Annotated in this window: 20 protein-coding genes; 7 read left to right on the top strand and 13 right to left on the bottom strand. The window is 53.0% G+C overall.

All coding sequences use genetic code 11. The features are described 5' to 3' along the window. Positions 1-10 precede the first annotated feature (10 nt). The 5 genes from CJP46_RS11265 to CJP46_RS11245 form a co-directional block, all read right to left on the bottom strand. A complete protein-coding gene (locus CJP46_RS11265; RefSeq protein WP_094595687.1) occupies positions 11-1372 on the bottom strand; it encodes a hemolysin family protein in 1362 nt (453 codons plus the stop codon). A gap of 16 nt (positions 1373-1388) precedes the next feature. Further along, positions 1389-2522 (bottom strand): radical SAM/CxCxxxxC motif protein YfkAB, encoded by a 1134-nt coding sequence (gene yfkAB, locus CJP46_RS11260; RefSeq protein WP_094595686.1) that lies wholly within the window; start codon positions 2520-2522, stop codon positions 1389-1391. 295 nt (positions 2523-2817) lie between these two features. Then, the gene (locus CJP46_RS11255) at positions 2818-3900 is read right to left on the bottom strand and encodes an HD-GYP domain-containing protein (protein ID WP_094595685.1); all 1083 of its coding nucleotides are present in this window, start codon (positions 3898-3900) and stop codon (positions 2818-2820) included. Positions 3901-4045: 145 nt separating this feature from the next. Further along, on the bottom strand, positions 4046-4873 hold the full coding sequence (locus tag CJP46_RS11250; protein WP_094595684.1) for an undecaprenyl-diphosphate phosphatase: 828 nt from the start codon (positions 4871-4873) through the stop codon (positions 4046-4048). A gap of 21 nt (positions 4874-4894) precedes the next feature. Beyond that, the gene (locus CJP46_RS11245; RefSeq protein ID WP_179281128.1) at positions 4895-6331 is read right to left on the bottom strand and encodes a bifunctional metallophosphatase/5'-nucleotidase; all 1437 of its coding nucleotides are present in this window, start codon (positions 6329-6331) and stop codon (positions 4895-4897) included. 129 nt (positions 6332-6460) lie between these two features. On the opposite strand from CJP46_RS11245, the gene moaD reads away from it, so the two are divergent. Next, positions 6461-7189, top strand: a complete 729-nt coding sequence (gene moaD, locus CJP46_RS11240) for a molybdopterin converting factor subunit 1 (RefSeq protein WP_094595683.1) — start codon at positions 6461-6463, stop codon at positions 7187-7189. Between the two features lie 88 nt (positions 7190-7277). Continuing rightward, positions 7278-8327 carry an HD-GYP domain-containing protein gene (locus CJP46_RS11235; RefSeq protein ID WP_094595682.1) on the top strand — a complete coding sequence of 350 codons (1050 nt, stop codon included), beginning with the start codon at positions 7278-7280 and terminating at the stop codon, positions 8325-8327. Positions 8328-8554: 227 nt separating this feature from the next. Here the strand turns inward: CJP46_RS11235 and sufB are convergent, their stop codons facing one another. The 6 genes from sufB to CJP46_RS11200 form a co-directional block, all read right to left on the bottom strand. Then, positions 8555-9952 (bottom strand): Fe-S cluster assembly protein SufB, encoded by a 1398-nt coding sequence (gene sufB / locus CJP46_RS11230; protein WP_094595681.1) that lies wholly within the window; start codon positions 9950-9952, stop codon positions 8555-8557. Positions 9953-9973: 21 nt separating this feature from the next. After that, on the bottom strand, positions 9974-10405 hold the full coding sequence (gene sufU, locus CJP46_RS11225; protein WP_094596140.1) for a Fe-S cluster assembly sulfur transfer protein SufU: 432 nt from the start codon (positions 10403-10405) through the stop codon (positions 9974-9976). After that, positions 10405-11616, bottom strand: coding sequence for a cysteine desulfurase (locus tag CJP46_RS11220; RefSeq protein ID WP_094595680.1), 1212 nt, complete (start codon positions 11614-11616; stop codon positions 10405-10407). The genes sufU and CJP46_RS11220 overlap by 1 nt, the downstream gene beginning before the upstream one ends. Continuing rightward, the gene (gene sufD, locus CJP46_RS11215) at positions 11613-12917 is read right to left on the bottom strand and encodes a Fe-S cluster assembly protein SufD (RefSeq protein ID WP_094595679.1); all 1305 of its coding nucleotides are present in this window, start codon (positions 12915-12917) and stop codon (positions 11613-11615) included. The genes CJP46_RS11220 and sufD overlap by 4 nt, the downstream gene beginning before the upstream one ends. Positions 12918-12943: 26 nt before the next feature. After that, complete coding sequence (gene sufC / locus CJP46_RS11210; protein WP_094595678.1) at positions 12944-13726, bottom strand: Fe-S cluster assembly ATPase SufC; 783 nt, start codon at positions 13724-13726, stop codon at positions 12944-12946. A 624-nt stretch (positions 13727-14350) separates the two neighbouring features. Continuing rightward, positions 14351-14812 (bottom strand): Dps family protein, encoded by a 462-nt coding sequence (locus CJP46_RS11200; protein WP_094595676.1) that lies wholly within the window; start codon positions 14810-14812, stop codon positions 14351-14353. Positions 14813-15133: 321 nt separating this feature from the next. Here CJP46_RS11200 and mtnK point away from each other — a divergent pair, with 321 nt between their 5' ends. Continuing rightward, positions 15134-16357 carry an S-methyl-5-thioribose kinase gene (gene mtnK / locus CJP46_RS11195; protein ID WP_094595675.1) on the top strand — a complete coding sequence of 408 codons (1224 nt, stop codon included), beginning with the start codon at positions 15134-15136 and terminating at the stop codon, positions 16355-16357. After that, on the top strand, positions 16354-17439 hold the full coding sequence (gene mtnA, locus CJP46_RS11190; RefSeq protein ID WP_094595674.1) for an S-methyl-5-thioribose-1-phosphate isomerase: 1086 nt from the start codon (positions 16354-16356) through the stop codon (positions 17437-17439). Before mtnK ends, mtnA begins: the two co-directional genes overlap by 4 nt. 122 nt (positions 17440-17561) lie before the next feature. Here mtnA and CJP46_RS11185 read toward each other — a convergent pair whose 3' ends face one another. Continuing rightward, complete coding sequence (locus CJP46_RS11185; RefSeq protein ID WP_094595673.1) at positions 17562-17864, bottom strand: YunC family protein; 303 nt, start codon at positions 17862-17864, stop codon at positions 17562-17564. 214 nt (positions 17865-18078) lie between these two features. On the opposite strand from CJP46_RS11185, the gene CJP46_RS11180 reads away from it, so the two are divergent. Continuing rightward, positions 18079-18609 (top strand): hypothetical protein, encoded by a 531-nt coding sequence (locus tag CJP46_RS11180; protein ID WP_094595672.1) that lies wholly within the window; start codon positions 18079-18081, stop codon positions 18607-18609. A gap of 99 nt (positions 18610-18708) precedes the next feature. Here the strand turns inward: CJP46_RS11180 and CJP46_RS11175 are convergent, their stop codons facing one another. Next, positions 18709-19089, bottom strand: coding sequence for a DUF423 domain-containing protein (locus CJP46_RS11175; protein ID WP_094595671.1), 381 nt, complete (start codon positions 19087-19089; stop codon positions 18709-18711). Between the two features lie 176 nt (positions 19090-19265). Here CJP46_RS11175 and CJP46_RS11170 point away from each other — a divergent pair, with 176 nt between their 5' ends. Both CJP46_RS11170 and CJP46_RS11165 read left to right on the top strand, forming a co-directional pair. Next, a complete protein-coding gene (locus CJP46_RS11170; protein WP_094595670.1) occupies positions 19266-19703 on the top strand; it encodes a hypothetical protein in 438 nt (145 codons plus the stop codon). 47 nt (positions 19704-19750) lie between these two features. Continuing rightward, complete coding sequence (locus tag CJP46_RS11165; RefSeq protein WP_094595669.1) at positions 19751-20602, top strand: DegV family protein; 852 nt, start codon at positions 19751-19753, stop codon at positions 20600-20602. Positions 20603-20631: the final 29 nt, after the last annotated feature.

Genomic DNA, 20631 nt, shown 5'->3' with positions numbered 1-20631 from the left:
GCTTCACTCCTTAATCCCCGTTATCCGTCCCTTCTTGTTCCCCCTCGTCGATGACTTCCGTATCGGCAACGCGGTGAATGTTAACCCGGGTAATCCGGATTTTGGTCGATTCCTCGACCTCAAATACGAAATTGCTCACCTGGACTTTTTTGCCTTTTACCGGATTGCCTTCCAGCTCCTTGAACAACCAGCCGCCGATCGAATCGACCTCGTCATCCTCGATAATGACGCCGGTCAGATCGTTAACATCCTCGATCAGCATCCGCCCGTCAACCGATATGACATCTTCCTGAATTTCGACATCGGGACGCTCGTCCTCAAATTCGTCATACAGCTCCCCGACGATTTCTTCAAGGATCTCTTCGGCCGTCAGCATGCCGGCTGTGCCGCCGTACTCGTCGACGACCAAGGTCAGCTGGGCATGCTTCTTCTGCATGAGGCGCAGCACATGGCTGATTTCCATCGACTCCGGCACGTTCAGAATCGGACGGACCAGCGTTGTCAGCTCCTTCTGATGTTCGGCGTCAGCCAGGAGAAAATCGGTAATATGGACAAATCCGATAATCTGGTCCTTGTCTTCCACGGCGATAGGATAACGCGAATGCTTCGTATCACTGATAATCTGCAGGTTCTCTTCAAGCGTATTGGTCGTGTACAGGCAGTCCATATCCGTCCGTGGAAGCATAATTTCGCGCGCCAGCAGGTCGGAGAACTCGAAGATGTTGTCCATCAGCTTCATCTCGTCCTTGTCGATAACTCCGCTTTTGGCGCTCTGATTCATTAATATGCGGATTTCCTCTTCAGAATGCGCAGCTTCTGCTTCGCTGGCCGGATGAACGCCGAACAAGCGAAGTAAACCGTTGGCGGAAGCGTTGAGCAGCCAAATGAAAGGAAAAAATATTTTATAAAAGGCCATCAGCGGCGCGGACAGCAGCAGCGCGGCCCCTTCCGTTTTCTGAATGGCAAGCGACTTGGGGGCCAGTTCCCCAAGCACGATATGTAAGAACGTAATGACACAGAACCCGAGCACCACGGATACGGTGGCGATGAGCGTTCTGTCGGTAATTCCCATTTTATACATCAAAGGCTCTACCAATAGTTCCGAAATGGCCGGCTCCCCGATCCAGCCGAGACCGAGGGATGCCAGCGTAATGCCGAATTGGGTAGCGGACAAATAAGCGTCCAGTTTGTTGTTCACTCTAAGCGCATAGCCAGCCAGCCGGTTGCCTTCGCTGACCAGCTGCGTCAGCCGGGACTGCCTCATTTTCACAAGCGAAAATTCGGCGGCCACAAACACGCCGTTAAAAAATACCAGCAGCAGAACAAAAAAGAGGTTTAAAAGCAGTTTGCCTATTTCTAACTCCCCGTCCAATGACAACGCCCCATTTCTATAATAAGTTCGCTTTTTTTACGGTAAAATCGGTATTTTTATAATACATGTCCTTCACGAGCAGGTTCGGACCGCAGCAGCCCGCAGCGTCGCAGTGGCAGTTCACCGTCTTGTTCAGCGGATGGCCGGTTTGCCATGCATTAAAGATGTCGTCGAGGCGGCCGGTTTGAATGTTGCCGAACGCCGGAATATCGGAAAAGTCAGTGACGTAAACGTCGCCCGAGAACAAATTGACATTGACGCGGTTCCGGCCGTCGGGATCGTTGCGCACGGTAACGTTCGGCGCATCGGCGAGCTTGCGGATCAGCTTCAGATCCTCATGAATATCACTGCAGGCGTAGAACGGTAACGTTCCGAACAGCATCCACATCTGCGGATCGCGAACATCCAGCAAATGGTGGATCGCCTTGCGTGTCTCCTCTAAAGAAAGTATCGGAAGCTCCGTGGCAAAATTGGAGGCATACATCGGATGCACTTCATGGCGACGGCAGCCCATCTCCCCTATTAGTTTGTGAATACCTGCAAGCTTTGTATGCGTCCGGTAATTAATCATTGACTCTGCGGAAATGAACATGCCTGCTTCGCTCAGCTTCAGGGCGTTTTCCATCATTTTGTCATACATGCGGTAGGCGGTTTCCTTCGGCACGGGATGGTTGCTGTTCGCAAAGCCCACCTCATGGAAATCGTCCCCATTCAAATAGTTAAACGAAATGTGCATGACGTCCAGATAGGGCAGCATCGCTTCATATCTGCTGATATCCAGCGTCAGGTTGGAGTTGATCTGCGTGCGGATTCCCCGGTCACGGGCATATTTGAGCAGAGGCACGATCACCTCTTTCACCGTCTTCTCCCGGAAGGAGGGCTCGCCTCCGGTCAAGCTGATCGTCTGTAGATGCTCTACCTCGTCCAGACGACGCAGCATCACATCCAGCGGAAGGAACTCCGCCTCTTTCATCACGAGCATATCGCCGACCGCACAATGCTCACAGCGCATATTGCACAAATGCGTAACCGTCATTTCGACACTGGTCAGCACATGCCGGCCATATGTACGAAGGGATCCGATCGGATCCCACGGATCATTGATCGGAGATAAGGGGGCCAGTGATCCCCGGGTATTTACAGTATTCATTATTTTACTCACCTTATTTCTTTATTTAACCCAAAACACGGATTTTGCGTAACCTTTATTTACCATCCCGGGCTGTCCGGTTGTCTCAGGATGTCATTCCCTCTATCATACCATGAAGCGGGAAAAATCTCTCCGTGTGAATAGGTATGCCGGGACAAGAAGAAAAAAGACCCATAAACCGCCGGTTCGCGCGGACAGCGGGAGAATGGAGATTCACCGCATGTTACCGCCTGATACCGCTCGCTTATGGATCTGTCTTCCGGTTACAACACATCGTAATTCTGCTTTGCTCTTTCTAATCTCCGAGAACGCCGTCAATAATGACGGAGAGCGACTGGGACAGGTCCACCTCTCGGGGTGCCTGCAGCGGCACTCCTTCCGGGTCCTGCAAGATGCGGACCACGGGACGATGGGGCATATGGGCATGAATTTTCGACACCACTCCCGTCTCCCCGGTGCTCAGCTTGACCGACAAGCCGGGCGGATAGATCGCAACCTTGTCGCGGAACAGCTCCAGCTTCTTCTGATCGTACAGGGTACCTGCCCCGCCGTACAGCACTTCGGCCGCTTGATGCGGCAGCATGGCTGGCCGGTATACCCTGTGCGAGGTCATCGCATCGTAGGAGTCGGCAAGTGCCACCCACTGAGCGTACTCGTGAATATCGTCACCCTTGATCCCTCTCGGGTAGCCTGAGCCGTTAAGCCTTTCGTGATGCTGAAAAGCACAATGCGCGGCAAGGAGCGGAATATTCGGCTCGTCTTTCAGTATTTTAAAGCCGATTTGAGCATGCGCCTGCATGAGGCGGAACTCCTCATCATCCAGCTTTTGCGGCTTGAACAGCACTTTTTGGGGAATTTGGGTTTTCCCGATATCATGCAGCAGCGAACCCAATCCCAGCACCATCAGCTGGTCCTGCGTATAACCACCCGCAATCCCCAGTACAAGCGAATATACGCACACATTTAAGGAATGCTTATATAAATAATGATCTGCGGTGTTCATGTCCATCAACATGATCATGCAATCTTCTTGGGAGCTGACATCCTCAAGAATGGACTCCATGACCTTGGAGAACTGCTTCCCGAGATGGTGATAACCTCCCGTAATCGGGGAGGCTTCGGATAACCGCTGAAAATTGACGCGGATATTCTGGAGGGCCTGACGCCTCGTTTCCTCCCGGAGCATTTCGGGGATATCGATGCCTTCCGTCAGGTGATCTTCCACATAAATATAACCGATGTCCAGCTTTTGCAGGCGTCTGATCAGCGAGGTGGTGAGCTCCACGCCTTCCGCGAGAAGAACCACTCCCTCGTCGCTGTATATCTTTTTGCCGATTTTCATTCCCTGCTGAAGCATCGGAACGGGTACCAAACGCAACACGATCCACTCCTGCCTAAAATCACGGCCGCCCTGTTTTTCCTCCCAAGGTCCGTTTACCTAGTTTCCCCTGCCATCCTATGTAGAGCTCATCTACGCTACTGCGGATTCGTCCTTCGATTTCCTTCGAATTCGTATCCTTATATCAGCGCATGACAAACAACCAGAACACGGCGGCAAGCACAAACCGGTAAATCGCGAAATGGGTCAGACGGATTTTTTGAATCAATTTCATAAACGCGAGCACAACCACATAGGCCACGACAAAAGCCACGATAAACCCGATGGCGAACATGCCGATCGTATCCTTAGTCATATACTTGTACGAATCCAGCATCTCGTAGCCTGAAGCCGCACACATAATTGGAATAGCGATCAGAAACGAGAAATCGGCCGACGCCTTGTAGCTTGCCCCGCTCAGCATACCCCCGGAAATCGTGGATCCCGAACGCGAAAATCCCGGCCATAAGACGGATAAAATTTGATAAAGCCCAATCATCAGCACCTGCTTGTACGACAGGTCATCCATCGTTTCGGCGGTGATTCTGGCTTTGGATTTGTTAAACCACTCGGCAAAAATCATGAAGATCCCGCCAACGATCAGCGCCCAGATCACAGTGTTTGCGCTGAACAGGCTTTTGATAAAATCTCTGGCAAAAAAGGCCACGATCAGTGCGGGGGCAATCCCGATGATGACATGCAGCAGATTCAGCTTCTTGCCGGAATGCAGGCTCCCGGATTCGGGCATGGTCCGCTTGATGCCCAGCAGATCCAGAATCCGTCTCCAATAGACGAGGGCAATCGCCAGAATGGCCCCCAGTTGAATGACGATTTCAAAAGTTTTCATAATGGGGTCCTGCTCGTCATAGCCCAAGAGCTTGGACGTCAATATCATGTGCCCCGTCGAAGAGACCGGAATAAATTCCGTAACCCCCTCCACAATCCCCAAGATTATTGCAGTAATGGTATCCATTTCTTCCTCCTCTGGTCCTTCTTAAACAACCTCGATCCAGCGGTTCTTGCCGCAGGTATCCAGACTTCCAGGCCGCTGGAGCTCAAGTCTCAGCAGGTCCCGCAAAAACTCGGGGAGCAAATATTTCGGATCTTTCCCTCGCGAGATCTGCTCGTATCCGGTCCCAAACGTAAACATGTCCAACGTTCCAACGCTGTACATCCGGTCGTCCTGCAGCGGAATCCCCTGAAGCGAAATTTGAACAATCCTATCATAAGGGATGCGGCTTGTATCGTACAAGACTTCAATTCCGTCCACCGCAATATTGCCGAGCACGTTGCCACGGAATCCGAAACCCCGGATTTCCTTGCTCCAATATTCGGAAAGAAGGCTCTCTTCCAGGGTTTGCCGGATAAGCTCCCCTTTGAGGCTGACAATGCAAGGATTAATCGGGGATGGACAGAGCTCATGGAGCAGTCCTGCCGTAATTTCCCCTTCCGGCAAATCGCCCAGCAGCTGTCCCGTGTTGACAAGCGACAGCTCCGCGCCGGTAAACTGGCGGACTGACTGCGCCAGCAAATTACCGAACGGCGACTCTCCCGTATGTGTCAGGGGCAGCGGCCGGTCCGTAACCGCGACAGTCTCTGTGAGCGCTTCTTCGGCCCGCTCGCGGTGAATTCCGAGGGCCCGGGACACCGTTTCATCCAAAAGGTCGGTATCGATCGGCCGACACCCTCCCTCGACCACGCGGAAGCTGCCGTCATCCTGCTTGGCCATGACGACCTTACCGACGTATTGACCGTACTTACCTGCAGCACACAGCACCGTGTTGCCGATCCGCAGCGGTTCTTCCAGCAGGTGATGGGTATGGCCGCCGAGGATCAGGTCAATGCCGGAAATACGTTCGGCCATAAGCCGATCGGTAGACAACCCGAGATGGGATAGAACGATCACGATGTCGGCCTTCGGACGCAGCACCTCCACCTGCTCCTGCAAAGCCTGCAGCGGCTCCAGGGCATCCCACCCGAGCAGCTTGTAGAAGTCAGCGAACGGAGCCGTAGCTGCCGTCAGACCGATCCGAATCCCCTCCTTGTCCAGAATGACGCTTTTCTTCATCCATGCAGGAGGTGCCGAACTAAGCTGCTCATGGATGTTGCAGCAAATGACCGGGGACTGCAGGCCCGCATAGAGCCGCTCCAGCACGTCCGGAGTAAACGTCAACCCCTCATTGTTGCCGATCGTCACAGCCTCATATCCCGTTAAATTCAATATGTCGATGTTCGTTTGGCCCATCGTCCCCTCGGTTTCGACAGCCGTCCGATCCATATGATCTCCTATATCCACCAGTAAAAGAGGACTCTCCGCCGCCTGAGCGCGTTCGGCGGCAGCCAGCGCTGCAATGGAACTGACCGTTTCAAAGTGGCTGTGTATATCATTCGTATGCAGGATTGTAATCGATTTTGCCTGGTTCTGCAGCATGATTGGGTGACCTCCCCTTTCACTGTTCTTGTCTTCTGTGGCCCAAATGCTCCTAGGGATAAGCATAACATTTTCAAGGTGGATATGGTATATTGGAGACATGAACAACACGCCTGAGGAGAGAAAGAAATGCAGCTTAATATTCGATTGTTTGCCGGCCTCGCAGAACGCCTGCAAACCTCTGTTTTGCCCTTTACCGTCGAAGAGGAATCCGTTACAGCCGACGACTTGAAACAAAAGCTGACCGAATTGTACCCGGAGGCTGCCGCGCAGATCTCCGTTTCTTTTGTTGCCGTTAATCAGAATTATGCGCCAGGTGACGCGCTTATTACGGAAGGCGATGAAGTCGCCCTGATTCCGCCTGTATCGGGCGGAGATGGCAGCGCGGCGGTACGGGAAGCGTCAGCGGACGGCTTATACTGCATTACCGGCCAGCCGCTGTCCGTTGATGAGGTGACGTCCAAGGTGCTTGACGACAACCATGGCGCCACGTTGTCTTTTGTCGGGACAACCCGGGAAATGACCGGTGATCAGCGTACCGTTCACTTGGAATACGACGCGTATATTCCGATGGCGCTGGCCCAGCTTGAAGGGATCGGCCGGGAAATCGCCGATCGCTGGCCGGGTACGCGCTGCGCGATTTCGCACCGGATCGGTAAGGTCGATGTGAAAGAGATCAGCGTCATCATCGCAGTATCGACCGGACACCGGGGGGATTGTTACGAAGCGAGCCGGTACGCGATCGAAAAGCTCAAACAGTCCGTGCCCATTTGGAAGAAGGAAATTTGGGAGGACGGATCGGAATGGAAGGGGCATCAAAAGGGGCCTTGGGACCCAACACTACCCCCTTCGGTCTAGGAATACTTCATTGATAATCCATATTTTTCTTGCTAAGATAGATTTCATACAATGGGTTCCAATCTGAACAATGAGGTGACCATCAGTTTTGAGAGTTCATGTCACGGAATTAAGGCCCGGTGATCGGCTTCAGGCCGATACGTTTAACGATATCGGGCTCCATGTGCTCCACAAAGGAAAGGAACTGAAGCTTGAGGAGATCAGCAAGCTGATTCAGCATGGCATCGCTTATGTGGAGGTTGATCCCTCCCGCCCGGATGACCCAAACGCTGCACAACCGCTCTTTTCCAGCCAATCTGCTTCGAAGATGGATGAACAGGTTGGACAAGCTGTGGACGGATTTGAGTCGCTGTATCTGGAAGCCCTTTCGGCAGGCCGGATCAATACGACAGTCGTCAATGACATTATGGAGCCGCTGGTGGACCGGCTCAGCACCCATACAGACGTTGTCTCCCTCCTCTTGTCCATCAATCCGGAAGACGAATATACATACCAACATTCCGTTCAGGTCGGCATTCTTTCCTACTACATATCTACCTGGCTCGGGTATGCGCCCGAGGAGGCCTACGCCGCCGGGAAGGCAGGTTTTCTGCACGACATCGGCAAATGCCTCGTACCCGCCGAGCTGTTGTACAAACCCGGCAAGCTTACATCTGAAGAATTTGAAGAAATGAAGCGTCACACCCTTTACGGATACGATATCATTCGAAGCTCCACCAACGACGAAATTCCCGCGCTGGTCGCCCTGCAGCATCATGAACGCGACGACGGAAGCGGTTATCCTCACCAATCTGGCGAGCTTGAAGTACATCCTTTCTCGCGTATAACTGCCGTGGCAGATGTATTCAGTGCGATGACCACGAACCGGGTGTATCAGACGAAGCAGGAACTGTTGACCGTTCTTCGCGAACTGTACAGCCTCAGCTTCGGGAAACTGAGCGCCCGGGCAACGCAGGCGTTTATCAGCCATATGCTCCCGAACTTTATCGGCAAGCGGGTATCCCTGACTTCGGGGGAAACCGGCACCATTATCATGACCAATCCGGCGGATTTTTTCCGTCCGCTCGTAAAGACGGAGGACCGGTTCATCGATCTGTCCTCTGACCGGAATATTGCCATTGATCAAATTTATATGTAAATTCAACCAAAGAAAGAAGCCTTCGCCTGAAGGCTTCTTTTTTGTCTGTGACCATAATCGACGTACTTTCATAGAAAACAGACCGGGTTTATCAGAAGATTTTCATGCGATATAAGGACTCCACAGTCTCCAAAGCTAATACTTTCTTTTATCTAAAAAAAGCGTGTCCCGAGAAGCCGCCGAAACGGCTTACGCGGAACACGCTTTGCTTGTTTGCTTGCTGAATATTAACCGATGGAGCCTTCCATCTCGAATTTGATGAGACGGTTCATTTCGACCGCGTATTCCATTGGAAGTTCCTTCGTGAACGGCTCAATGAAGCCCATAACGATCATTTGCGTTGCTTCAGCTTCAGAGAGTCCGCGGCTCATCAGATAGAAGAGCTGATCTTCCGACACCTTGGATACCGTCGCTTCGTGCTCCAGAACGATGTTGTCGTTCTTGATCTCGTTGTACGGAATCGTATCCGAAGTGGACTCGTTATCCAGAATCAGCGTATCGCACTTGATGTTGGCTTTCGCGCCTTCCGCGTTGCGTCCGAAGGAAGCGAGACCGCGGTAAGTTACCTTGCCGCCGTGCTTACTGATCGACTTCGATACGATCGTGGACGTCGTATCCGGAGCCAGATGGATCATTTTGGCGCCTGCATCCTGATGCTGGCCTTTGCCTGCAACCGCAATGGACAGCACCATGCCTTTCGCGCCGCGTCCTTTCAGCAGCACTGCCGGATATTTCATCGTCAGCTTGGAGCCGATGTTGCCGTCTACCCATTCCATCGTGGCGTTCTCTTCAGCTACCGCCCGCTTGGTAACGAGGTTGTAGATGTTCGGTGCCCAGTTTTGGATCGTCGTGTAACGCACGCGTGCGTTTTTCTTACAGATGATCTCAACGACCGCACTGTGCAGCGAGTTCGTGCTGTAGATCGGAGCGGTACAGCCTTCGACGTAGTGCACGAAGCTGTCTTCGTCCGCAATGATCAGCGTGCGTTCGAATTGGCCCATGTTCTCGGAGTTGATCCGGAAGTAAGCCTGCAGCGGGATTTCACATTTTACGCCTTTTGGAACGTAAATGAAGCTTCCGCCGGACCATACCGCACTGTTCAGCGCAGCGAATTTGTTATCGGTTGGAGGAACGACGGACGCAAAGTGCTCTCTGAAAATTTCAGGATGCTCTTTAAGCGCCGTGTCGGTATCCATGAAGATAACCCCTTGGTCTTCCAGGTCTTTCTGCATGTTGTGATACACAACTTCAGATTCATACTGGGCGGATACACCGGCAAGGAATTTCTGCTCGGCTTCCGGAATACCGAGTTTGTCAAAGGTTTCTTTGATCTCGGCCGGTACCTCTTCCCACGTCTTCCCCTGCTTCTCGGAAGGTCTTACGTAGTATTGGATATCGTTGAAGTCCAGTTCATCCAGGTCGCCGCCCCAGCGGGGCATCGCCATTTTCTCGAACTGCTCCAAAGATTTCAGACGGAACTCAAGCATCCATTCCGGCTCGTTTTTGATTTTGGAAATTTCGGTTACAATCTCACGGGTAAGTCCTTTACCGGTTTGGAATACCGCTTTATGCTCGTCGCGGAATCCGTATTTATACTCTTCTATTTCAGGCGCTTTTTTGGCCATGAGTATTCAGCCTCCCTATCTTTAGTGGTTAATGCGTTCCTCGTCAATACCTTTCCGCAGTGCATTCCAAGCGAGCGTTGCGCATTTAATGCGGGCCGGGAACTTGTTAACGCCGGACAGGGCTTCGATATCTTCGTAATCGTCAAAGTGAACGTCCTCACCCTGCATCAGCGACGAAAAGCGCGAAGCCAGTTCCTTCGCCTCTTCGAATGTTTTGCCTTTAACCGCTTCGGTCATCATCGAAGCCGAGGACATGCTGATGGAGCAGCCCTCGCCTGTATATTTGGCATCCTTGACGATGCCGTTATCGACAATAAGCTGAAGCGAAATTTTATCGCCGCAAGTCGGGTTGTTCAAATCCACCGTCACGGCTTCATTTTCAAATTTGCCCCGATTGCGAGGGTTTTTATAATGATCCATTATGACACGCCGGTACAAGTCGTCAAGTTCCATCATCCAAAATACTCCTTTGTCTGGATTAAGGCGCTGATCAGACGATCTACATCTTGTTCGGTATTATATAGATAAAAGCTTGCACGGGCGGTGGCACTGGCCTCAAGCCAACGCATGAGCGGCTGGCAGCAATGGTGTCCTGCGCGGATAGCAACCCCGCTGGCATCCAGAACCGTAGCCACGTCATGCGGATGCACATCTCCCAAATTGAAGGTTACCAGGCCCACTTTACGTACACGCGGACCATAAAGCTTCAGGCCTTCAATTTCCGATAACCGCTCGATCGCATACTTCGCGAGCTTCTGCTCATGCTCCTCGATTTGATCAAGGCCGATTCCCTCGAGAAAATCGATGGCTGCAGCCAGCCCGACCGCTCCGGCGATAATCGGGGTGCCCCCTTCAAACTTCCAGGGCAGCTCCTTCCAGGAAGCGTCGTATAGTCCGACATCGTCAATCATTTCACCACCGAATTCCACCGGTTCCATGGATTCGAGCAGCGCCTTTTTGCCGTACAGTACACCGATGCCGGTAGGACCGCACATCTTGTGGCCGGAGAAGGCGTAGAAGTCACAGTCCAGATCCTGAACATCCACCTTCATGTGAGGGGTGCTCTGGGCGCCGTCCACAACCATATATGCGCCTTGGCGGTGAGCCAGCTCGGCGACTTCCTTTACCGGGTTAACCACGCCCATGACGTTGGACACATAGCCCATCGCGATGATCTTGGTCTTCTCGGTTACGACTTTCTCGACTTCGGCCAAAGTGACTGAACCGTCTTCTTGTAGTTTAACATATTTCAACGTGGCACCGGTGGCTTTTGCCACCTGCTGCCAAGGAATTAGATTACTGTGGTGCTCCAGCGGGGTCAGGACGATTTCATCGCCTTCCTTGCAGATCGAGCGCCCGAACGAGGAAGCCACCAGGTTCAGGGCCGTCGTCGTTCCCCGCGTAAAAATAATTTCCTTCGTGCTCTTGGCGTTAATGAACTTAGCTACCTTCTCGCGCGCGCCTTCATAAGCATCCGTTGCGCGGCTTCCAAGCGTGTGCACCCCGCGGTGCACGTTGGCGTTGTCAAGCTCGTAATACCGTTTGACAGCCTCGATCACAGCGAGCGGTTTCTGGGAAGTCGCCGCATTATCAAGATATACCAACGGGTGGCCGTTTATTTCCTGATTCAGGATGGGGAACTGCTCGAGAATATCGCGGTTCATTGTCCTAACTTCCCTTCGATCACCGATTGAAGCTGCGTGCGCAGGCCTTCAAGCGGAATCTGAGATACGACCGGCGCCAGGAATCCGTAGATGATCAGGGATTCGGCAACTTCGCGGGAGATCCCCCGGGACATCAGGTAGTAAATTTGTTCAGGGTTGACCTGACCGACGGAAGCAGCATGACCTGCCTTAACGTCATCCTCGTCGATCAGCAGGATCGGGTTGGCATCACCGCGTGCTTTCGGGCTCAGCATCAGCACTTTCTCCGTCTGCTGTCCGTCGGACTTGGTTGCACCCTTCTCGATTTTGGTAATGCCGTTGATGATCGCCTGTGCTTCTTCACGCATGACGGCACGGGTAATCATTTGGCTCTCGGAGCTCTTGCCGAAGTGGTTCGCACGAGTCGTGTAGTTCAGCTTCTGAGAGCCGGAACCGACGGCAATGATTTTGGAATCGGACGTAGACCCGTTTCCTTTCAGAATCGTGTAAGTATCGCTGGCGGTATCGCCGCTGTTCATTTCGCCGACGATCCATTCCATGGACGCGTCGTTCTCGATGACAGCACGGCGGTAGCTGATGTCCGTCACGTTCGTGCCCAATTGGTGAATGGTCGCAAACCGGATCTTCGCTCCTGATTTGGCGAATACTTCCACGGCCCCGTTATGAGTGACCGGTTTATCGGATGTACCGGATACATAGTTATCTACATAGGTCACCGAGCTGTTCGTATCGGCGATGACCAGAATATGAGGAGCAAAGGTCGCTTCCTCGTCATCTGTCAGCAGCACGGCCTGCAGCGGTGCGGTTACCTCCACGTTTTTTGGAACATACAGGAACACCCCGCCGTTCCACAATGCGGCATGCAGTGCTGCGACGGAGCTCTCATCCGCTGTAACGGCCGTATGCAAGTGAGCTTTAACGAGATCCTCATGCTCCTTCACTGCAGTCGCAAGATCGGTGAAAATGACGCCTTGGGCAGCCAGCTCTGGCGACAGCTTCGTATATACGGTTCCGGAATTGCGCTGGATGATCAGGTTGCCCGCTTCCTGGTCCTTGATCAGTTCCCGAATCGATTCAGGAGCCTCAGCCAGGGAAGAAATCGGGCTTACGGATTTGTAGCTTCCGTAGTTTTGAATGTCCCAACGTTCGATTCTCGTTTTTTCAAGTTTAGGCAACTCGAGGGTTGCCGCGAGTTCCAGTGCTTTCAGACGATTTTCCGTGAGCCAGGCCGGCTCGCTGCTGTTCTTCGACAGCGCGCTCAGGCCTTCAGCGTTAACCGGAAGAATGGTTTGTGTTGTCATCTTCGTTCTCCTCCTTCCGCTCTTGTTTACGCTTCTTGACCTACAGTTTCGTCTTCGATGCCGAGTTCCTCTTTCACCCAATCATAACCTTCTGCTTCCAGGCGCTCTGCCAGTTCAGGACCACCGGATTTCACGATCCGTCCTTGCATCATAACATGTACAAAATCAGGCTTCACATAGTTAAGCAGGCGCTGATAGTGGGTAATAATCAGGAAACCGCGGTCTTCGCTGCGCATGGCGTTTACACCGCTGGCTACAATTTTCAAAGCGTCGATATCCAAACCGGAGTCGATTTCGTCCAGAACAACAATGCTTGGCTCAATCATCATCATTTGCAAAATTTCGTTACGTTTCTTCTCACCGCCGGAGAAGCCTTCGTTCAAATAACGATGGGCAAACTCAGGGTTCATATCCAGTTCTTTCATCTTCGCTTCCATTTGACGGATGAAACGAATCAGCGAAATTTCATTCCCCTCTTCACGGCGCGCGTTAATGGCGCTGCGCAGGAAGTCGGAATTGGTCACGCCTGTAATTTCGCTTGGGTACTGCATAGCCAAGAACAAGCCGGCGCGCGCACGCTCGTCAACGCCCATTTCCAGAACGTCTTCGCCGTTCAGAGTGACGCTGCCGTCTGTTACTTCGTATTTAGGATGTCCCATCAAAGCCGAAGCAAGCGTACTTTTACCGGTACCGTTAGGTCCCATGATGGCGTGGATTTCTCCGCCCTTCATCTCCAGGTTGATCCCTTTCAGGATTTCCTTGCCTTCGATTGTCGCTTTAAGTCCTTCAATGGTGAAATTAGTAGCCATATTCGTTTTCCCTCCGTTAAATGTTTTGCCGAAATCAGAAAGTCTATTTCAACAGGGACGCGCTCCCCGATTTCAATCAATCATTATTATCAATTTATAATGAATCTAAATTGATTCTCAATGATTATCACAATTTTATAATAAATGGCGAATCATATCAACCGCCACCCGGAATGAACCTGGCGTTTCGTTAAGGAAACAGGCTTCGCCACGGTTGCAGCCAAGCCTGTTTCCTTTTATTATCTAATTATTTCCATGGATGCTGTTCATTACAAACGGAATTCGCGGGAATTCTGCAGCATCCGGCAACGGAGCCATCGTCGTCGTCACCGGCTGGCGTTTCGTGAACACCCTGCGATATTTCGGGGTCAACCCAATGATCCTAGGAACAGCAGCATGGAGGATCCTCACAACCGCGCAGACGCTCGGAAGCATAACCGGGAAAAGCCACCTGAGACCGGATCCCTTTTCTCCATTTCCCGTCCATCCGATTCATGTCTTATTCGTTAAAAAGAGCAACGCGGTCTTATACATTATGCCGTCAGCAGTTCAACCGGGACAGCAAAAGTGCGCTGGCGGCCAGCGCACTTGGTTTGCTTCTTCCTTCCGTGAAAGAGGTCTCCCTTATCCCAGGTAAGAACGGAGCATCCACATATGCTTTTCGAGATCGCTCTTGATCTTGATAAACATATCGCCCGTCGGATGGTCGCCGGCTTCTTCCGCCAGGCTGATTCCTTCGCTCATTTCCTCGGCGACGGTGGCAAAGTCCTCAATCAGGGTCTGTACCATTTTGCGCTGGTCTTCATTGCCCGAAGCTTCCTGAATTGTCGCTATGTCCAAGTACTCCTTCATCGTCGCAGCCGGACTTCCTTTAATCGTAAGCAGCCGTTCGGCCACTTCGTCCATTTTCAGCGTAATATCGTCGTACAGCTCTTCGAATTTAACGTGGAGGGTAAAGAAATGCTCACCCTTTACATACCAATGGTAGTTATGGATTTTGACATACAGGACGTTCAGGTTCGCTACCTGCTGATTCAGGATTTGTTCCAAAGTGGATGTTTTCGATTTGGATGACGTTTTTGCCATGAATAATCCCTTCCTTTTTTAAGTATATGGCCTTCTCTCCTCGATTGCCGCATAAATCGGCACCTTCGGAGTCCAGCTGGAGTTTTCGTCTAAGTATGGGGAGGCTCTCACGAGACGAATCTGGGCTGCGTGCCTCCCTGCCCTTATCTTACCCTTCAACCCGCCGCACGAAACAACTGCCCATAAATGGCAGGACCCCCGTTTTCATGCGTTTCCTCTGAAAAAAAGATTCAAAAGAGGTCGGCAATCCGATATACTGTTTTATAACCAAGTGAACAAGTTGGCTTTATTCGGTTTCCTTATTATACGGAGGTGACTTCCATGTCCACATATCACCCGCTCACCGTCCAAGACGCCATTTCTCTCGTCCGCGGCATTCCGGGTCATTTTGCGCCCGATGCGCAGCTGGAGTGCAAAGAAATCGGTGACGGCAACCTGAACTTAGTGTTCCATATTACGGACCGGAACAGCGATACAAGTATCATTGTCAAACAAGCCCTTCCTTATGCGAAGGTGGTCGGGGAATCCTGGCCGCTGTCCCTGGACCGGGCGCGCATTGAACGCGAAGCGCTTCAAGTGCAGTACCGTCTGTGCCCTGGGCTGGCGCCGCAGGTGTTCTCCTACGACGATGACTTGGCGATTACCGTCATGGAAGACCTGAGCGACCACACGATTATGCGCAAAGGACTGATCGAAGGACAAGCCTATCCCCTGTTTGCCCGCCATATCGGCGAATTCACGGCCAGAACGCTGTTTTATACTTCGGATCTGTTCCTGAACCCGCAGGAAAAGAAAGAACAGGTACGAAAGTTCATCAACCCCGATCTGTGCAAAATTACCGAGGATTTGATCTTTGACGATCCATACCGGTTGTCCGATAACAACAACTACCCGGACTACCTGGAGGATGAGGCGAAGGAGCTGAGAGAGAACGGCAAGCTCCACCTGGAAGTCGCCTTGCTCCGGGAAGCCTTCCTGACCCGGACCGAAGCACTGCTTCACGGCGACCTGCATACCGGCAGCATTTTCGTCACGCCGGAGTCGACCAAAGTGATCGATCCCGAGTTTGCCTATTACGGACCGATGGGCTTTGACCTCGGTGCCATCATCGGCAACCTGCTCCTGAACTTTGCTTCGCGGCCGGGCTGGGATACCAACGAATCGGAGGTTCTCGGCAATCAAGAGCGTCTCCTCCGCATGGTTTCGGACGTATGGTCCGAATTCGAAATCCGCTTCCGCAAGCTGTGGGATGAGGATGCCAAGGACCCGTTAGCGAAAGCTCCCGGTTACCAGGACGCCTATGTGGCCAAGGTGCTGCGCGATGCCTGCGGATTCGCCGGCTGCAAAATGATCCGGCGCATCGTCGGCCTGTCCCATGTGGCCGACATTGATACCATCGCAGACGTGAAGCTGCGGAAGAAGGCGCAGCGTACGGCGCTGGCCATTGGCAAACAGCTCGTTCTGGGCAACCGGAGCATTCAATCCGGCGAAGATATTGTGCGGCTGGTGATAGAAGCCGAGCCGCTTAAAGGAGCTTCACAATGAATAACGACAACCAAGAAAAGACACAACGACGCAGCGAGCCGCTGACTTCCGTCCAATGGGGCGGCGACCGGCTGATCCTCCTGGATCAGCGCCTGCTTCCGGACACTATCGTCTATCTGGATTTGTTCACGCCGGAAGACGTGTGGGAATCGATCCATGCGATGAAGGTCCGGGGCGCGCCGGCCATCGGCATCGCCGCCGCTTACGGCGTGGTGCTCGGGGCGCGCCAATATGAAGGCGGCAATGCCGCCGCTTGGGACGACCATGTCGTCAAGGTCAGCGCCTATCTGGCCACGTCCCGGCCGACAGCGGTCAATCTGTTCTGGGCGCTGGACCGGATGAAAGGGAAAGCGCATGAATTGGCCGGCCGGGGAGGCAGCGTTGCCGACCTGAACAAAGCCCTTCTCGCCGAGGCGAACGCGATTCAAGCGGAAGACGAGGAAGTGTGCCGCCGCATCGGGGAGAATGCACTGCCCCTGTTCCGGGACGGAATGGGCGTGCTCACCCACTGCAATGCGGGCGGGCTGGCTACGGCCAAATACGGAACGGCGACCGCGCCGATGTATTTGGCCCAGGAGCAGGGCATACACCTGAAAGTGTATGCCGATGAGACGCGCCCGGTGCTGCAGGGCGCACGGCTGACGGCCTTCGAGCTGCAGCAGGCCGGAATCGACGTGACGCTGCTCTGCGATAACATGGCAGGCATGGTCATGGCCAAAGGATGGGTGCAGGCGGTGATCGTCGGCACCGACCGGGTGGCCGCCAACGGCGACGTCGCCAACAAGATCGGCACCTACAGCCTCGCCGTACTGGCCAAAGCTCACGGCATTCCGTTCTACGTCGCCTGCCCGTTGTCGACGATCGATCTGAATACGCCTACAGGGGAAAGCATCCCGATCGAGGAACGGCCGGCTGCGGAAGTTACCGAGGGCTTCGGGAAACGAACCGCTCCCGAAGGCATCCAAGTCTACAACCCGGCGTTTGACGTCACACCTCACGAATATGTAACTGCCATCATCACGGAAAAGGGAATCGTCAAGGCACCGTTCGCCGAGCACCTCGCGGCCCTTTTTCAAGCTTAATGGACACCTGCCGATTGGGCTTCGTTCGGGCATTGCGTCCTGAGCGGCCGCTCTGCTACCGGCGCAGCCAGCCCTGTTCGGGCTGGCTTTCTTATTGCGTTCAAGTCTGCGTCGTGAGGCCACTACACCATTTTCAACAGAGCTTCATGCCCGGGCATGCCCGCAACGATTCCGAGCGCCTCGGCCTCGGTCGTCACCGACTCCAGCGGCGCTTCTAGCAGCTCCTGAAGCGTCTTGACGCCGACGGCCCGGCCTGCAATGATTTTTCGCTCTGAAAGTCTGGTGTTAAGCAGTCCCACATCCAGCGCCCCGCACATAATGTACCCTTTCGGCGAATTGATTGTGAGCAGCGTCGTCTTGGGCAGCTTGACCTCTACACCGACAAAACTGTACTCCCCGACGGTAATCGGCACCATGGTCACCATTCAGCTGTACACCTCCTAGGCGTGATATCCATCCAGCATCATTGTATTCGCCCTGGGAATGGGTTGACTGTGCGGACGTCCAGACGAAAATGCGTCTCAATAAATAGGAACAAAGTTGCTGTCCACTCCGACATTAGGACTATGATTCTATTCGCATTCATGATATTATTTAGTCACTTTCATATACTTTTTGAACGTATAATTTGGGGGATCCATGGACAACAATCAATCAAATGACGAATCGGGTTTTCTGTTCAACGTCGACATCTTAGTGAAAAGTCCCTCTAATGCCCTGGCACTGCAAGAACTCCTAGGCATGCTGAACGGTAACGGGCATATTGCGGATTTTCGCATCAAATCGGGGATTGAACTGGGGCGGCTGATTGAATCGATGCTTCAGGACAAGCGCAAATCTCTCCTATCCAAAGAGGAGCCTTCCCGTCCGTCCGTTCTCCCTTCTCCGATCAAGGAGCCGGAACTGCGTACAGCGGCTGCGGGGAAAGGCACGAAAGGCCAGTCGCCCCGAAACCCGGTGCATGGCGGTTCGGAAATCTATGATTGGATTCAGGTTTATATCCGCGACAACCGGCTGATCCGGCTGACGGCCAACCGGGGCGGGCAGCATATTCATATGCCGTGCCGAATCCTTAATTTTGATGAGGAACATCAGATGCTGAACGTATATCACGTGGATGAGAAACAGGTCTATACCTTTAAGCTGAACGAAGTGGATGAGGTTATCTAGGTTTCTCCGAAGCTTTTACTTTCTACTAAAACAAGCCCGCCCCGGCTGACTAAGCCGAAGGCGGGCTTTCTTCTGTACTTTTTCCGATAAGAGGACGGGTCAAGCTTGTCTGCGCGATACGGCTTCCGCAATCAGGCAGATCCATCCGATGATGAAGGCGACGCCGCCAAGCGGCGTAATGGCGCCAAGGATTTTGATCCCCGTAATGGCCAGAACATACAGGCTTCCGGAAAACAGAATGATTCCCGCCAGCAGCAGCCATCCGGCCCAGGCCAGCTTGCGCGAATCCCCCCATAACCCGGCGACGATCCCGATCAGTAAGATCCCCAAGGCGTGCGCCATATGATACTGAACCCCGGTTTCATATACCTTCATCGCCGACTCCCCGACGATGGGTTCCAGCATGTGGGCCCCGAATGCTCCGATCACCACGGACAGCATCGCCATCAGGGCGCCGGTCAATATAAATTTGCGCTGCACATCGACAACTCCTTTAGATGTTCCTTATCTACTACCAAACTGTTACCTATTTTAACCGATCGGACGTAACCTTTTCCACCACCATAGCTCACGACTCCCCAAATCAACTTGATTTTTACGGGATCTTATGGAAAAGTAAGAAGCATATCTATCGATTTGAAGGAGAGAGTGATTTCATGGATTCAAACCAGCCTCCGCACCAGCCGGACGGATTCCAGCAGAACCCGGGGCCCTATTCGCCTCAGGCTCCGTTCGTTCCCCCTGCTGCGCTGAAGCACTCCGGGCCCGGCATCGCTTCCTTTATCATGGGCCTGGTCAGTTTGCTGGGTTACATCGTCAGTGCCGCAGCAGCAGGCGCCATTATGGCCCCTTATCTGGAAGAGGGCATGCTGGATGCTCCGAATTCCAATGCGGTCCTTGGACTCGGCGTCGTCGGTCTGCTGATGATCGCACTAGTACTTGTCAACGTGGTCGGAACGATTCTGGGCATTGTCGGTACGGCCATTAAAAACCGCAAAAAGATCTTTGCCATCATCGGGCTTATTGTGAATGCCGTCATCGTGCTCATTATTGGCTTGTTCTTTATATACTTCATGACCTCTGTCGCCGTCTAGCGATCTCTTTTGCATTCCAGCAGTCTAATAGAAGAAAAGGTGATCATATGTCCCATGTCAAAATATTCGCCGACAGTACGTGCGACCTGCCTGCCGATTGGGTGAAAGCCCGTGACATCGGCATTATTCCGCTGTACGTTACGTTCGGAGACCAAAATTACAGGGATGGAGTCGACTTAACGACACCCGAGTTGTATGCCAAAGTGGAGCAAACGGGCAGCCTTCCCAAGACGGCTGCTCCGTCTCCGTCCGATTTTATCGCGGCTTTCACCCCGTTTGTGGAAGAAGGACGGGATATCGTCTACATCAGCCTGTCGTCCGAGCTATCCTCGACTTATCAGAATGCGCTCATCGCGGGCGAGGAGTTTCCGGAAGGACGGATTACGGTCGTGGATTCGCGGAACCTGACCACCGGAATCGGACTGCTGGTCATGAAAGCGGTGGCCGCGGCAGAACAGGGGAAAAGCGCCCGTGAAATCGCCGCCATCGTCGAGTCCGTCAAGCCGCTCGTAGAGACCGAATTCGTCATCGATTCGCTGGAATACCTGTACAAAGGCGGACGCTGCTCCGGCATGCAGAATTTCATGAGCAGCCTGCTCAAAATCCGGCCGGTCATCAAGGTGATCGACGGGAAAATGACCCCGGCTTACAAGGTCCGCGGTAAGCGGGAAAAAGCGCTCGAGCAGATGGTGAACAATGCGCTGGACAAGAAGGGCGAGATGGACAACGACCTCATCTTCGTCACCCATTCCATGGCGGCCGAGGACGCGGAAGCGATCAAAAAGCTGCTTGAAGAAAAAACCGGCGCCCGCGAGGTTGCCCTCTCGGATGCCGGCTGTGTCATTTCCTCTCACTGCGGTGCCAAAACGATCGGAATCATTTACTCCAAAAAAGCCTGAATTCAGGCTTTTTTTCTTTTAGATATAGA

The organism is Paenibacillus sp. XY044, from assembly GCF_002257645.1.
GTDB lineage: Bacteria > Bacillota > Bacilli > Paenibacillales > Paenibacillaceae > Paenibacillus_AQ.
Note: the sequence above shows the minus strand (reverse complement) of the source record. Positions and strands in the feature narration are given on the sequence as shown.

Bases quoted from the DNA above. Each gene is read 5' to 3' on its own strand.
- yfkAB (WP_094595686.1), bottom strand. From the start codon at position 2,522: ATGAATACTGTAAATACCCGGGGATCACTGGCCCCCTTATCTCCGATC.
- CJP46_RS11250 (WP_094595684.1), bottom strand. From the start codon at position 4,873: ATGGATACCATTACTGCAATAATCTTGGGGATTGTGGAGGGGGTTACG.
- CJP46_RS11245 (WP_179281128.1), bottom strand. From the start codon at position 6,331: ATGCTGCAGAACCAGGCAAAATCGATTACAATCCTGCATACGAATGAT.
- moaD (WP_094595683.1), top strand. From the start codon at position 6,461: ATGCAGCTTAATATTCGATTGTTTGCCGGCCTCGCAGAACGCCTGCAA.
- sufB (WP_094595681.1), bottom strand. From the start codon at position 9,952: ATGGCCAAAAAAGCGCCTGAAATAGAAGAGTATAAATACGGATTCCGC.
- sufU (WP_094596140.1), bottom strand. From the start codon at position 10,405: ATGGAACTTGACGACTTGTACCGGCGTGTCATAATGGATCATTATAAA.
- CJP46_RS11220 (WP_094595680.1), bottom strand. From the start codon at position 11,616: ATGAACCGCGATATTCTCGAGCAGTTCCCCATCCTGAATCAGGAAATA.
- sufD (WP_094595679.1), bottom strand. From the start codon at position 12,917: ATGACAACACAAACCATTCTTCCGGTTAACGCTGAAGGCCTGAGCGCG.
- sufC (WP_094595678.1), bottom strand. From the start codon at position 13,726: ATGGCTACTAATTTCACCATTGAAGGACTTAAAGCGACAATCGAAGGC.
- CJP46_RS11200 (WP_094595676.1), bottom strand. From the start codon at position 14,812: ATGGCAAAAACGTCATCCAAATCGAAAACATCCACTTTGGAACAAATC.
- mtnK (WP_094595675.1), top strand. From the start codon at position 15,134: ATGTCCACATATCACCCGCTCACCGTCCAAGACGCCATTTCTCTCGTC.
- mtnA (WP_094595674.1), top strand. From the start codon at position 16,354: ATGAATAACGACAACCAAGAAAAGACACAACGACGCAGCGAGCCGCTG.
- CJP46_RS11185 (WP_094595673.1), bottom strand. From the start codon at position 17,864: ATGGTGACCATGGTGCCGATTACCGTCGGGGAGTACAGTTTTGTCGGT.
- CJP46_RS11180 (WP_094595672.1), top strand. From the start codon at position 18,079: ATGGACAACAATCAATCAAATGACGAATCGGGTTTTCTGTTCAACGTC.
- CJP46_RS11170 (WP_094595670.1), top strand. From the start codon at position 19,266: ATGGATTCAAACCAGCCTCCGCACCAGCCGGACGGATTCCAGCAGAAC.
- CJP46_RS11165 (WP_094595669.1), top strand. From the start codon at position 19,751: ATGTCCCATGTCAAAATATTCGCCGACAGTACGTGCGACCTGCCTGCC.